Raw genomic sequence first — 13,773 nt, forward strand, 5'->3', positions numbered from 1 at the left:
CTGAGGAACAGGCCGGGGAGGATAGAACAGGCAACGGAGAGTCCGTCATGCTGCATGCCGCTCCTTTGGTCGAACGAGACAAGTCCGTCCAGACCGCGCCGATCGTGCCGCTGAACGAGATCGCGCTCACCGGCATTTTCGAGATTTCCAAGATTCTGACCGCGCCGACGCGGCTCGAGACGACGCTCGCCAACGTCGTCAACCTGCTGCAATCGTTCCTCCAGATGCGGCACGGCGTCGTGACGCTGCTTGCCGACGACGGCATTCCCGATCTCGCGGTCGGCGCGGGCTGGAGTGAAGGCAGCGACGAACGTTACCGGGGCCGGCTGCCCCAGCGGGCGGTCGACCAGATCGTTGCAACCGCGATGCCGCTGGTTGCGGAGAACATCGCGGTCCATCCCGCCTTCGGCGCGGCGGAACTCGAACTGCTCGGGGCGTCCGAGGCAACGCGCGTCACGTTCATCGGTGTTCCGATCCGCATCGACGCCAAGGTGGTCGGCACGCTGACCATCGATCGCATCTGGGACGAACGTTCGTTGTTCCGGCTCGATTCCGACGTCCGGCTTCTGACCATGGTGGCCAACTTGGTCGGCCAGACCGTCAAGCTGCACCGGGTCGTGGCGCAGGATCGCGAGCGCCTGATGCACGAGAGCTATCGGCTGCAGAAGGAACTGTCCGAGTTCAAGCCGTCGCGCGACCGCAGGAAGGTTCAGGTCGAGGGCATTATCGGCGACAGCCCGGCGCTACGAGGGCTGTTGGAGAAAATTGCGATCGTCGCCAAGTCGAACTCGACGGTGCTGCTGCGCGGTGAATCCGGAACCGGCAAGGAGCTGATCGCCAAGGCGATTCACGAATTGTCGCCGCGCGCCAAGCGCCCTTTCATCAAGATCAATTGTGCCGCGCTGCCGGAGTCCGTGCTCGAATCCGAGCTGTTCGGCCATGAGAAGGGCGCCTTCACCGGCGCGCTCAACTCCCGGAAGGGGCGGTTCGAACTCGCCGACAAGGGGACGCTGTTCCTGGACGAGATCGGCGAGATCTCGGCGTCGTTCCAGGCCAAGCTGCTGCGCGTCCTGCAGGAGCAGGAGTTCGAGCGCGTCGGCGGCAATCAGACCATCAAGGTCGACGTTCGCGTCATTGCCGCGACCAACCGCAACCTGGAGGAAGCGGTCGCTCGCAACGAGTTCCGCGCCGATCTCTACTACCGCATCAGCGTCGTGCCGATGATCGTGCCACCGTTGCGCGACCGCCGCAGCGACATACCGCTGCTGGCGAGCGAATTTCTCAAGAACTTCAACGCCGAGAACGGGCGCGAGTTGAGCTTTGGGGCGCATGCTCTCGAAGTTCTGATGAATTGCGGATTCCCCGGGAATGTCCGCGAGCTCGAGAATTGCGTGCAGCGGACAGCGACGTTGGCGCCGGGGCGAGAGATCGTGAGGAACGATTTTGCCTGCTCGCATGGCCAGTGCCTTTCCGCGATCCTGTGGAATACCGGCTCCGACGTTCCGCCGCGCTCCTTGCCGATCGTGCCGCTGTCCACTTTGCGGCCCACGGCGCCGATGGAGCCCAGTGCGACCGTGCCGCCGTCGGCGCCTGCCGAGTCCGCCGGATTATCGTCGTCGGACGCGTCCGGTCTTGCCGACCGCGATCGCGTGGTCGAGGCGATGGAAAAATCCGGCTGGGTGCAGGCGAAAGCCGCCCGCCTGCTCGGGCTGACGCCGCGGCAGATCGGCTACGCGCTGAAGAAGCACGGCATCGAGGTCAAGCGGCTCTGACGGCGACTGTCGCAAATGCGACATGCTGTTGGGGCCACGACAATCGCCTCGGACGAAATATTCGTTGAATTTCACACTCTTAACGGTTGGCACGACGCTTGAAAGGAAATGCTCGACGGCATCACCTGCTCAAGGAGTCGAACACATGGCCTACAAGATCGTCGCCTCGCAATGCACGGTTTGTGGCGCGTGCGAGTTCGAATGCCCGAACGCCGCGATCAGCCTCAAGCGCGACATGTACGTGATCGATCCGAAGAAGTGCACGGAGTGCGAAGGTCATTTCGACGCGGCGCAATGCGCGGTCGTATGTCCGGTGCCCGACACCTGCATTCCGGCGTGAGGGTAGGCCGATGGTGCGGTCGGAGCCGACTGGCTGGATCGGAAATGCGGCAGGAGCGATTGGCCGGCGTGCGATCTGGCTCGGGCGGTGGCTGGCGGGCCCGGAGCTGCATGTCACGTTGGTGATCGCGCGTGCAGCGAACCAGGCGCGACGACGGCGGTCGCTCGGCGCGGCCGGACATTTCCCCCTGCGGACGGAGCGATAGATGGCAGCGGTCCAGGAGACCATTGAACGGGTCCGCGGCATCGACGTCGACCAGTATCGTTATGGGTTTGAGACCCTGATCGAGTCCGACAAGGCCCCGAAGGGGCTGTCGGAAGATACCGTCAAGTTCATCTCGCAGAAGAAGAACGAACCCGCCTGGATGCTCGAATGGCGGCTGGAGGCCTATCGGCGCTGGCTGACCATGACCGAGCCGACTTGGGCGCGGGTCGATTATCCCAAGGTCGACTTCCAGGACCTCTATTACTATTCGGCGCCGAAGCCGAAGAAGACGGTCTCCTCGCTCGACGAGATCGATCCGGAGATCCTCAAGACCTACGAGAAACTCGGCATTCCCCTGCGCGAGGTCGCGATGCTGGAAGGCGTCGAGCCCAAGCCCGGCGAGCAGGACCCGAACCGTCGCAAGATCGCGGTCGACGCCGTGTTCGATTCGGTCTCGGTTGCGACCACCTTCAAGGCGGAGCTGAAGAAGGCCGGCGTGATCTTCATGCCGATCTCGGAGGCCATCCGCGAGCATCCCGAGCTGGTGCAGAAATATCTGGGCTCGGTGGTGCCGACCTCGGACAATTTCTACGCGACGCTGAATTCGGCGGTGTTCTCCGACGGCTCGTTCGTCTACGTGCCGCCGGGCGTGCGCTGCCCGATGGAGCTGTCGACCTATTTCCGCATCAACGAGCGCAACACCGGCCAGTTCGAGCGCACGCTGATCATCGCCGACAAGGGCGCCTACGTCTCCTATCTCGAAGGCTGCACCGCGCCGCAGCGCGACGAGAACCAGCTGCACGCCGCCGTGGTCGAGCTCGTCGCGCATGACGACGCCGAGATCAAATATTCGACGGTGCAGAACTGGTATCCCGGCAATTCGGAAGGCAAGGGCGGCATCTACAATTTCGTCACCAAGCGTGGCGACTGCCGCGGCAACAATTCCAAGATTTCATGGACCCAGGTCGAGACGGGTTCGGCGATCACCTGGAAATATCCGAGCTGCATCCTGCGCGGCGACAATTCGCGCGGCGAGTTCTACTCGATCGCGATCTCGAATGGCTATCAGCAGGTCGACTCGGGCACCAAGATGATCCATCTCGGCAAGAACACGTCGAGCCGCATCATCTCGAAGGGCATCGCGGCCGGCAAGAGCCAGAACACCTATCGCGGCCTGGTGACGGCGCACCGGAAGGCGACCGGTGCGCGCAACTTCACGGCCTGCGACTCGCTGCTGATCGGCGACAAATGCGGCGCGCACACCGTGCCGTACATCGAGGCCAAGAACTCGTCTGCGACCTTCGAGCACGAGGCGACGACGTCGAAGATCTCCGAGGACGTGCTGTTCTATTGCATCCAGCGCGGGCTCTCGCAGGAAGAAGCCGTCGGCCTCGTCGTCAACGGCTTCGTCAAGGACGTGCTGCAGCAACTGCCGATGGAATTCGCGGTGGAAGCGCAGAAGCTGATCTCGATCTCGCTCGAGGGGAGCGTGGGATGACGGCGTTCGAAGCCAACAGGCAAGGAGAAGTGTGATGACGTCGCTCCTCGACATCCGCGGGCTGAAGGCCGAGATCGACGGCCGCCAGATTCTCAATGGCCTCGATCTCACCGTGAACAAGGGCGAAATCCACGCCATCATGGGCCCGAACGGTGCCGGCAAGTCGACCCTGTCCTATGTGCTATCGGGAAAACCCGGCTACGAGATCACCGGCGGCGAGGTGCGGTTCAACGGCGAGGATCTCCTTGCAATGGCGCCGGACGAACGCGCCGCCAAGGGGTTGTTCCTGGCCTTCCAATATCCTCTCGAAATACCAGGCGTCGCCACGCTCACCTTCCTGCGTACGGCCCTGAACGCCCAGCGCAAGAAGCGCGGCGAGGAAGAGCTGTCGTCGCCCGATGTGCTCAAGCGCGTGCGTGAGCTCGCCAAGCAGCTCGGGATCGATCCTGACATGCTCAAGCGCCCGCTCAATGTCGGCTTCTCCGGCGGCGAGAAGAAGCGTAACGAGACGTTGCAGATGGCGCTGCTGGAGCCGCGGCTTTGCGTGCTGGACGAGACCGACTCGGGGCTCGACATCGATGCGCTGCGGATCGTCGCCGACGGCGTCAATCGCCTGCGCGCGTCAGATCGCGGCATGATCGTCATCACCCATTATCAGCGGCTGCTCGACTATATCGTGCCTGACGTCGTGCACGTGCTCGCGGCCGGACGTATCGTCAAGACCGGTGGCAAGGAGCTCGCGCTCGAGCTCGAGGCCACCGGCTACGCTCAATATCAGAGTGAGGCGGCGTGATCCCATGAACGCCGAGATTCGTCCCGTGAAGACCGCCGCCGAGATCGGGCTTGCCGATCTGTTCGCGGCGGCGTGCAAGGAGCTGCCCGGCAGTGGCGCGATCGAGGCGATCCGGCGTGAGGCCTTTGACCGCTTCGCGGCGCGGGGCCTGCCGCATTCCCGCGTCGAGGCCTGGAAGTACACCGATCTCCGCCGTCTGGTCCGGGATGCCAAGCCGCTGGCGCCGCGGCCTGACGCGCAGGCCAAGGCGGCTGCGGGTGCGGCCGGGACGGCGCTGGCTGGCCTCGAGTTTCGGCGCCTCACGATTGTCGATGGCGCCTTTGTTCCCGAATTGTCGGATCTTGCCGACCTTGAGCCCGGCGTCAGCATCGGGGCGATGATCGAGGCGCTCGATGCGGACGACACCCGCGTCGCGCTCGACGCAGGCCTGGCTGCGGACGATATTGCTGTCGCACTCAATACCGCGTTCGCCGCCGATGGCGTGATCATCGCGGTCGATCCGGACGTCGTGGTAGAACGGCCGATCCAACTGGCCTTCGTGACCACGGCCGGCACACCATCCGCGACGTTCACGCGGTCGTCGCTGGACCTGGGCAGCGGTGCTGCCATCACTCTGGTCGAGACCCATGAGGGGCCGGACCAATCCGATTACCAGACCAACACGGCGCTCCGGCTCGTCGTCGGAGATCGCGCCCAGCTCGACCACATCAAGGTCACGTCCGAAGGGGCGGCCGCGCTGCATATCGCAACGCTGCTGGCCGAGATCGGGGCGGGTGCGACTTATCGCGAATTTGGCTTCACCATTGGTGGCGCCGTGGTGCGCAACCAGCTGTTTCTGCGACTGGTGGGTGAGGGGACCGAGGTCAGCGTGCACCAGGCGAGCCTCCTGGCCGGCCGCCAGCACGCCGACGCCACGCTCACGGTCGATCACGCCGCCGCCGGCTCGCGGAGCCGGGAGGTATTCAAGGCCGTGGTCGACGACGAGGCGCGCGCGGTATTCCAGGGCCGGATCACGGTTCAGCCGGGCGCGCAGCAGACTGACGCCCGGATGATGGCGCGCGCGCTGCTGCTGTCGGACGAAGCGGTTGCCAACTGCAAGCCGGAGCTGGAAATCTTTGCCGACGACGTTCAGTGCGGGCACGGCACCACCACCGGCGCGCTGGATGACCAGTTGAAGTTCTACCTGATGGCCCGCGGTATTCCGGAGATGCAGGCCGAAGCGCTCCTGATCGAGGCCTTCGTCGGCGAGGTGATCGACGCGATCGCTCGCGAGGATCTGCGCGAAGCATTGTCGCAGACCATGCGCGATTGGCTCAAGGCACGAGACTAGTCCCATGCATCCTGCGGTCAGCAACGGAAGCTATGACGTCCAACTCGTCCGCCAGGATTTTCCGATCCTGTCCATGCAGGTGCACGGAAAGCCGCTGGTGTACCTCGACAACGCGGCGTCGGCGCAGAAACCCAAGGCGGTTCTGGACCGGTTGACCCAGGCCTACACCAGCGAATATGCCAACGTGCATCGCGGCCTGCATTACCTCGCCAATGCGGCCACGGAGGCCTATGAGGGCGCGCGCGACAAGGTCGCAAAATTCCTCAATGCGGAGCGGCGGGAAGAGATCATCTTCACCCGCGGCGCCACCGAGGCGATCAATCTCGTGGCGCAGACCTTCGGGCGAGAACGGATCGGCGAGGGCGACGAGATAGTGCTCTCGATCATGGAGCACCACGCCAACATCGTGCCGTGGCACTTCCTGCGGGAACGGCAGGGCGCGGTGATCAAATGGGCGCCGGTCGACGACGACGGAAACTTCCTGATCGACGAGTTCGAGAGGCTCCTGACGCCGAAGACCAAGCTGGTCGCGATCACCCAGATGTCGAACGTGTTGGGCAGCGTCGTCCCGGTCAAGGACGTCGTTCGCCTAGCGCATGCGCGCGGCATTCCGGTGCTGGTCGACGGCTCGCAGGCCGCCGTCCACATGGATGTCGATGTTCGCGACATCGGCTGCGACTTCTACGTCATCACTGGCCATAAGCTCTACGGGCCGACCGGCATTGGCGTGCTCTACGGCAAACACGGGCATCTCGCGACAATGCCGCCCTTCAACGGCGGCGGCGAGATGATCCGGCAGGTCTCGTGCGACGCCGTCAGCTATGGCGAGCCGCCGCACCGCTTCGAGGCGGGGACCCCGCCGATCGTGCAGGCCATCGGTTTCGGCGCGGCGATCGACTATGTCGAATCCATCGGCAAGGCGCGGATCCGCAAGCATGAGAGCAGCCTGCTCGCCTATGCGCAGGAGCGGCTGCGCGGAATCAATTCACTCCGGATCATCGGTACGGCCGCCGACAAGGGCGCGCTGGTGTCGTTCGAGATGGAGAACGCCCACGCCCACGACTTCGCGACCGTGATCGACCGCTCGGGCGTCGCCGTGCGCGCGGGTACCCATTGTGCCATGCCGTTGCTCGATCGCTTCGGCGTGACCGCAACCTGTCGCGCCTCGTTCGCTCTCTACAACACCATGGAAGAGGTTGACGCACTTGTGGAGGCCCTGGCCAAGGCGCAGGAGCTGTTCTCATGAGTGGCCGGACCGCTGTCAAGCCGCGGCCTGTCGCCCGCATCGTCTGCGACGCCCATCGGCGCCGAACGGTGCGAGCCATGGAGCGGCACCTCGCAGGCGAATTTGCGGTCGGGGAGCCGGTTCGGGCGCTGGCGCTGATCCGCAACGACGGCATGTATCCGCACAAGGACATCGGTGAAGCTCTGGTGCATCCCGGCGATGCCGGCGTTGTGCGCGAAAGCTGGCGCTTCCTCGGCGAGGTCTACTACACGGTCGAGTTCGTGGCGCAGTCGGTCTTCGTCATCATGCGGCGGCGCGAGATGATGCGAATGAAGACCGGATTCGATCCCATCTGACGTCGTCCGCGGGCCGTCACGCGGCCTTTGCCAGCACGGCGCTGGCATCCGCGCGCATCCGCGCCACCATCGATCGGAAGCCGTTTGAGCGTTGCGGCGTCAGATGTTCGCCGAGGCCGAGCCGCGCGAACAGGGCGAGCGGGTCCTCATCGGCGATCTCCGCGGCCGGCCGTCCCGATAACAGGGCGATCAGGATCGCGACCAGGCCGCGGACGATGTGGGCGTCGCTGTCGCCGGCGAAGGTGAGGGAAGGCCGCCCGTCCTGGTGCGTGACGGTGGTGGCGAGCCAGACCTGGCTGACACAGCCCTGCACCTTATTGGCGTCGGTGCGGTCCGCCTCGGGAAACGGTTGCAGCTTGCGGCCGAGCTCGATGACGTAGCGATAGCGGTCGTCCCATTCGTCGAGCAGGGAGAAGTTCTCGATGATGTCTGCGATGCGCGCTGGTTGGGATTGGGTCATCGATCGTTACTCGTGGATTGTCGCGGCCGGTCGTCAGTCGAAAGCCAGTTGGATGAGGCGGGACGTCGCGTCCTGAGGCGCCGGCCCGCCGAGAGCGCAGTCGACCGCCCGGCAGACCGTGTCGAAAGAGATCGGCTTGTGGACGATCGCATGGATCCCGATCTCGCCTGCCAGCTGCGCCATTGGATCGGAGCTACGGTCGGCGACGACGAGGATCACCGCGCCGTCATAGCGTTCGCGCAGCGCGATCAAGTGCGGATCGTCCTGGCTTTGCAGGCCGGTCGCGCCGGCCAGAACCACGTCGGGTGCATCCAGGCCGGAAGCAAAGGCTTCGTCGGGAGATGCGAAGGTGTAGGTGTGGTACAGATCCCGCAGGATGTAGTAGAGCGCCGACCGCACCACCTGCTCGCGTTCGATGACGAACACGGCCGGTCGGTCCCCGCTTGCATGACCCGTCGTTGTGTACGGCATGAAGGCCTCGATCCGTTCCGCAACGTATCAAGCAAGCTCCGTACCGCGAGCGGGATCAGCGCTATCGCGTGCCGCAGGCGCTGGTTCGAGCGTCATTTGCGCGTCCGCGCATTGTTTTGTTTCGGACAGCACTCTGTGTGGCTGGATGTCGGCATGATGCGATGTCGGGTTTGCAACAATCCCTTGCCGCTTCGCTATCTGTCTTCAATCACTTCGCTTTTCGAGTTCGGGAAGCGTTGGCACATCCGTTGCAAAAGTCTCTGCAGGCGCGGCCGTCGGGCCGGCTCTCCCCGACGTGCGGGAGCCAGCCGGTTTGCGCGAGTGAGATCGAGAGCGGCGCTTCGGAGGAAGCGTCAGACGCTTCACACAGAGGATAACCAAAGGATATTGGTATGAGCCTAGCAACCACCGAGAGCGTCGCGGAGATCAAGGCCCGCAACAAGCAGCTGATTGACGAGGTCTTGAAGGTCTATCCGGAGAAGACCGCCAAGCGCCGCGCCAAGCACCTCAACGTGCACGACACCGGCAAGTCCGACTGCGGCGTCAAGTCAAACCTGAAGTCGATCCCAGGCGTGATGACTATCCGCGGCTGCGCCTATGCCGGCTCAAAAGGCGTGGTGTGGGGACCGATCAAGGACATGATCCACATCAGCCACGGTCCGGTCGGCTGTGGTCAGTATTCCTGGGCCGCGCGGCGCAACTACTACATCGGAACGACCGGCATCGACACTTTCGTGACGATGCAGTTCACCTCCGATTTCCAGGAGAAGGATATCGTATTCGGCGGCGACAAGAAGCTCGCCAAGATCATCGACGAGATCCAGGAGCTGTTCCCGCTCAACCACGGCATCACCATCCAGTCGGAATGCCCGATCGGCCTGATCGGCGACGACATCGAGGCGGTGTCGAAGGTGAAGTCGAAGGAATATGACGGCAAGACCATCGTTCCGGTGCGTTGCGAAGGGTTCCGCGGCGTCTCGCAATCGCTGGGCCACCATATTGCCAACGACGCCGTGCGCGACTGGATCTTCGACAAGATCTCGCCCGAAGCCAAGCCGGCCTTCGAATCGACGCCCTATGACGTCGCGATCATCGGCGACTACAACATCGGCGGTGACGCCTGGTCCTCGCGCATCCTGCTCGAGGAGATGGGCCTGCGCGTGATCGCGCAATGGTCGGGCGACGGAAGCCTCGCGGAGCTCGAAGCGACACCCAAGGCGAAGCTCAACGTGCTGCATTGCTATCGCTCGATGAACTACATCTCCCGTCACATGGAGGAGAAGTTCGGTATTCCCTGGTGCGAATACAATTTCTTCGGCCCCTCCAAGATCGCGGAATCGTTGCGCAAGATCGCGAGCTTCTTCGATGACAAGATCAAGGAAGGCGCCGAGCGCGTCATCGCGAAGTACCAGCCGCTGATGGATGCGGTGATCGCCAAATATCGCCCGCGCCTGGAAGGCAAGACGGTGATGCTGTTCGTCGGCGGCCTGCGTCCGCGTCACGTCATCGGCGCGTACGAGGACCTCGGCATGGAGGTGGTCGGCACCGGCTACGAGTTCGGCCACAACGACGACTACCAGCGCACCGCCCAGCACTACGTCAAGGACGGCACGCTGATCTACGACGACGTCACGGGCTACGAGTTCGAGCGCTTCGTCGAGAAGATCCAGCCGGACCTCGTCGGCTCCGGCATCAAGGAGAAGTACGTCTTCCAGAAGATGGGCGTGCCGTTCCGGCAGATGCACTCCTGGGACTATTCCGGTCCCTATCACGGCTATGACGGCTTCGCGATCTTCGCGCGCGACATGGACATGGCGATCAACTCCCCGATCTGGAAGGAGACCAAGGCACCCTGGAAGGATGCCCCGCGGCCGAGCCTGATGGCGGCCGAATAGCAGAGGCGACGTCCGGCTCTTCCCGATCTCCGGGAAGAGCCGCAGGACAAGCGATCGAACACGACATCCAACGAAGGTGCCAACATGACACAGAATGCCGAACACGTGCTCGATCATTTCGAGCTGTTCCGTGGTCCGGAATACCAGCAGATGCTGGCCAACAAGAAGACGCTGTTCGAAAATCCGCACGACCCGGCGGAGGTCGAACGCATCCGCGAATGGGCCAAAACGCCCGAATATCGCGAGAAGAACTTTGCCCGCGAAGCGCTGACCGTCAACCCTGCCAAGGCGTGCCAGCCACTGGGCGCGGTGTTCGTCGCAGTTGGCTTCGAGGGCACGCTGCCCTTCGTGCACGGCTCGCAGGGCTGCGTCGCCTATTATCGCAGCCATCTGTCGCGCCACTTCAAGGAGCCGAGCTCCTGCGTCTCCTCGTCGATGACGGAAGACGCTGCCGTGTTCGGCGGTCTGAACAACATGATCGACGGGCTTGCCAACACCTACAGCATGTACAAGCCGAAGATGATCGCGGTCTCCACGACCTGCATGGCCGAGGTGATCGGCGACGACCTCAACGCCTTCATCAAGACGGCAAAGGAGAAAGGCTCGGTCCCCGCCGAGTACGACGTTCCCTTTGCCCACACGCCGGCCTTCGTCGGCAGCCATGTGACCGGCTACGACAACGCGCTGAAAGGTATCATCGAGCACTTCTGGGACGGCAAGGCCGGCACCGCGCCGAAGCTCGAACGCAGGCCGAACGAAAAGATCAACTTCATCGGCGGCTTCGACGGCTACACCGTCGGCAACATCCGCGAGATCAAGCGCATATTCGAGCTGATGGGCATCGAGTACACGATCCTCGCCGACAACAGCGACGTGTTCGACACCCCGACCGATGGCGAGTTCCGCATGTATGACGGCGGCACCACGCTGGAGGATGCGGCCAATGCGATCCATGCCAAGGCGACCATCTCCATGCAGCAATATTGCACGGAGAAGACGCTGCCCTTCATCGGCGGGCACGGCCAAGAGGTCGTCGCGTTCAACCACCCGATCGGCGTCGGCGCCACCGACGAGTTCCTGATGACGCTGTCGCGCATCGCAGGCAAGCCGATCGCGAAGGCGCTCGAACAGGAGCGTGGCCGCCTGCTCGACGCGATGGCCGACTCCAGTGCGCACATCCACGGCAAGAAGTTCGCGATCTACGGCGATCCCGACCTCTGCTACGGCCTTGCAGCCTTCCTGCTCGAGCTCGGCGCCGAGCCGACCCACGTGCTGGCGACCAACGGCAACAAGGCCTGGGCCGAGAAGATGCAGGGGCTGTTTGCGAGCTCGCCGTTCGGCCAGAACTGCCATGCCTATCCCGGCAAGGATCTTTGGCACATGCGCTCGCTGCTGTTCACCGAGCCGGTCGATTTCCTGATCGGCAACACCTACGGCAAGTACCTCGAGCGCGACACCGGTACGCCGCTGATCCGCATCGGCTTCCCGGTGTTCGATCGCCATCACCACCACCGCTATCCGGTGTGGGGCTATCAGGGCGGCATGAACGTGCTGGTGAAGATCCTCGACAAGATCTTCGACGAAATCGACAGGAACACCAACGTACCTGCCAAGACCGACTACAGCTTCGACATCATCCGCTGACGTTGAGGAGACCTGCCGCCGCCAGATGGGGCGGCGGCAGACCACGAGTCTAGCCAAAGCGATCGAGATTGCGGGGCGAAGTGCTCGCGCAGCGGGTCAGGGAATAGGAGAGACGCATGAGCTCGCTGTCGGCCACCATCCAGGACGTCTTCAACGAGCCGGGTTGCGGCAAGAACGCCAACAAGACGGAGGCCGAGCGCAAGAAGGGCTGCACCAAGCAGCTGCAGCCGGGTGGGGCTGCCGGCGGCTGCGCCTTCGACGGTGCCAAGATCGCGCTCCAGCCGTTCACCGACGTCGCCCACCTCGTCCATGGCCCGATCGCCTGCGAAGGCAATTCCTGGGACAATCGCGGCTCGGCCTCGTCCGGCTCCGATCTGTGGCGGCGGAGCTTCACCACCGACATGAACGAGACCGACATCGTGTTCGGCGGCGAGAAGCGGCTCTACAAGGCGATCAAGGAAGTCATCGAGAAATACGATCCGCCGGCCATCTTCGTCTACCAGACCTGCGTGCCCGCGATGATCGGCGACGACATCAACGCGGTCTGCAAGGCGGCCGCGACCAAGTTCGGCAAGCCGGTGATCCCGGTCAACTCGCCGGGCTTCGTCGGCCCGAAGAACCTAGGCAATAAGCTCGCCGGCGAGGCGCTGCTCGAGCACGTGATCGGCACCGCCGAGCCGGACTACACCACGCCCTACGACATCAACATCATCGGAGAGTACAATCTGTCGGGCGAGTTCTGGCAGATCAAGCCGATCCTGGACGAGCTCGGCATTCGCATCCTCTCCTGCATCTCCGGCGACGGCAAATACCGAGAGCTCGCCTACTCGCACCGGGCCAAGGCCGCGATGATGGTGTGCTCCAAGGCGATGATCAACGTCGCCCGCAAGATGGAGGAGCGCTACGGCATCCCGTTCTTCGAGGGCTCGTTCTACGGCATCCAGGACTCCAGCGATTCGCTGCGCGAGATCGCCCGCATGCTGATCGAGCGCGGCGCGCCGGCGGAATTGATGGAACGCACCGAGGCGGTGATTGCACGGGAGGAAGCCAAGGCCTGGGCTGCGATCGAACGCTTTAAGCCGCGTTTCAAGGACAAGAAGGTGCTGTTGATTACCGGCGGCGTGAAGTCGTGGTCGGTGGTTGCCGCATTGCAGGAGGCTGGCCTCGAGATTGTCGGTACCTCCGTGAAGAAGTCCACCAAGGAGGACAAGGAGCGGATCAAGGAGCTGATGGGCCAGGACGCCCATATGATCGAGGACATGACGCCGCGCGAGATGTACAAGATGCTCAAGGACGCGCGGGCCGACATCATGCTGTCCGGCGGCAAGTCGCAATTCGTCGCGCTGAAGGCGGCGATGCCGTGGCTCGACATCAACCAGGAGCGCAGCCACGGCTATATGGGTTACATCGGCATGGTCGAGCTGATGGAGGAGATCGAGAAGGCGCTCTACAACCCGATGTGGGCGCAGCTCCGCAAGCCGGCGCCGTGGGACGAGGCCGGGGTGAGCTGGCAGACCAAGGCGATGGCGCAGATGGAGGCGCAGGCCGCCGAGATTGCCGCCGAGCCGGCTGTTGCCGAGGCGACGCGGCGCGCCAAGAAGATCTGCTTCTGCAAGACGGTCGACCTCGGCAGCATCGAGGACGCCATTGCCGCGCACGGCATCACCACCGTCGACGGGGTAAAGCAGCACACCAATGCCTCGGGCGGCTGCGGGGCCTGCAAGGGCCGGGTCGAGGATATCCTGGCGGCCCACGCGGCGCCGATGCTGCAGGCGGCGGAGTAGG

11 protein-coding genes and 1 pseudogene are annotated in these 13,773 nt (G+C 63.7%); 10 read left to right on the forward strand and 2 right to left on the reverse strand.

Annotation, left to right across the window (positions count from 1 at the left end):
- Window positions 1-47 precede the first annotated feature (47 nt).
- The 7 genes and pseudogenes from nifA to CIT40_RS02615 all read left to right on the forward strand — a co-directional run bounded on the left by nifA (window position 48) and on the right by CIT40_RS02615 (window position 7,518).
- Entirely contained in the window at window positions 48-1,772 is a 1,725-nt protein-coding gene (gene nifA, locus CIT40_RS02585) for a nif-specific transcriptional activator NifA (RefSeq protein ID WP_094891049.1), read from the forward strand.
- Between the two features lie 22 nt (window positions 1,773-1,794).
- The gene (locus CIT40_RS32945; protein ID WP_244611900.1) at window positions 1,795-2,112 is read left to right on the forward strand and encodes a 4Fe-4S binding protein; all 318 of its coding nucleotides are present in this window, start codon (window positions 1,795-1,797) and stop codon (window positions 2,110-2,112) included.
- A 205-nt stretch (window positions 2,113-2,317) separates the two neighbouring features.
- Complete coding sequence (gene sufB, locus CIT40_RS02595; RefSeq protein ID WP_094891046.1) at window positions 2,318-3,814, forward strand: Fe-S cluster assembly protein SufB; 1,497 nt, start codon at window positions 2,318-2,320, stop codon at window positions 3,812-3,814.
- 106 nt (window positions 3,815-3,920) lie between these two features.
- A pseudogene (sufC, locus tag CIT40_RS02600) lies at window positions 3,921-4,607 on the forward strand (Fe-S cluster assembly ATPase SufC); the annotation flags it as partial.
- A gap of 4 nt (window positions 4,608-4,611) precedes the next feature.
- On the forward strand, window positions 4,612-5,937 hold the full coding sequence (sufD, locus tag CIT40_RS02605) for a Fe-S cluster assembly protein SufD (RefSeq protein WP_094891044.1): 1,326 nt from the start codon (window positions 4,612-4,614) through the stop codon (window positions 5,935-5,937).
- Window positions 5,938-5,941: 4 nt separating this feature from the next.
- A complete protein-coding gene (locus tag CIT40_RS02610; protein WP_094891043.1) occupies window positions 5,942-7,183 on the forward strand; it encodes a cysteine desulfurase in 1,242 nt (413 codons plus the stop codon).
- Window positions 7,180-7,518: a nitrogen fixation protein NifZ gene (locus tag CIT40_RS02615; protein WP_244611901.1), complete on the forward strand. Its 339-nt coding sequence runs from the start codon at window positions 7,180-7,182 to the stop codon at window positions 7,516-7,518. Before CIT40_RS02610 ends, CIT40_RS02615 begins: the two co-directional genes overlap by 4 nt.
- 16 nt (window positions 7,519-7,534) lie before the next feature.
- On the opposite strand, the gene CIT40_RS02620 is transcribed toward CIT40_RS02615, so the two are convergent.
- Both CIT40_RS02620 and CIT40_RS02625 read right to left on the reverse strand, forming a co-directional pair.
- Window positions 7,535-7,978: a SufE family protein gene (locus CIT40_RS02620; RefSeq protein ID WP_094891041.1), complete on the reverse strand. Its 444-nt coding sequence runs from the start codon at window positions 7,976-7,978 to the stop codon at window positions 7,535-7,537.
- Window positions 7,979-8,011: 33 nt separating this feature from the next.
- On the reverse strand, window positions 8,012-8,404 hold the full coding sequence (locus tag CIT40_RS02625) for a response regulator (protein ID WP_094891040.1): 393 nt from the start codon (window positions 8,402-8,404) through the stop codon (window positions 8,012-8,014).
- Between the two features lie 437 nt (window positions 8,405-8,841).
- Between CIT40_RS02625 and nifD the strand changes: the two genes are divergently transcribed.
- The 3 genes from nifD (at window position 8,842) to nifE (ending at window position 13,772) form a co-directional block, all read left to right on the forward strand.
- Window positions 8,842-10,344 (forward strand): nitrogenase molybdenum-iron protein alpha chain, encoded by a 1,503-nt coding sequence (gene nifD / locus CIT40_RS02630; RefSeq protein WP_094891039.1) that lies wholly within the window; start codon window positions 8,842-8,844, stop codon window positions 10,342-10,344.
- Window positions 10,345-10,428: 84 nt separating this feature from the next.
- Window positions 10,429-11,988, forward strand: a complete 1,560-nt coding sequence (gene nifK / locus CIT40_RS02635) for a nitrogenase molybdenum-iron protein subunit beta (RefSeq protein WP_094891038.1) — start codon at window positions 10,429-10,431, stop codon at window positions 11,986-11,988.
- Between the two features lie 116 nt (window positions 11,989-12,104).
- The gene (gene nifE, locus CIT40_RS02640) at window positions 12,105-13,772 is read left to right on the forward strand and encodes a nitrogenase iron-molybdenum cofactor biosynthesis protein NifE (protein ID WP_094891037.1); all 1,668 of its coding nucleotides are present in this window, start codon (window positions 12,105-12,107) and stop codon (window positions 13,770-13,772) included.
- Window position 13,773 lies beyond the last annotated feature (1 nt).

Source organism: Bradyrhizobium amphicarpaeae (assembly GCF_002266435.3).
In the GTDB taxonomy this organism is placed as follows: Bacteria; Pseudomonadota; Alphaproteobacteria; order Rhizobiales; family Xanthobacteraceae; genus Bradyrhizobium; species Bradyrhizobium amphicarpaeae.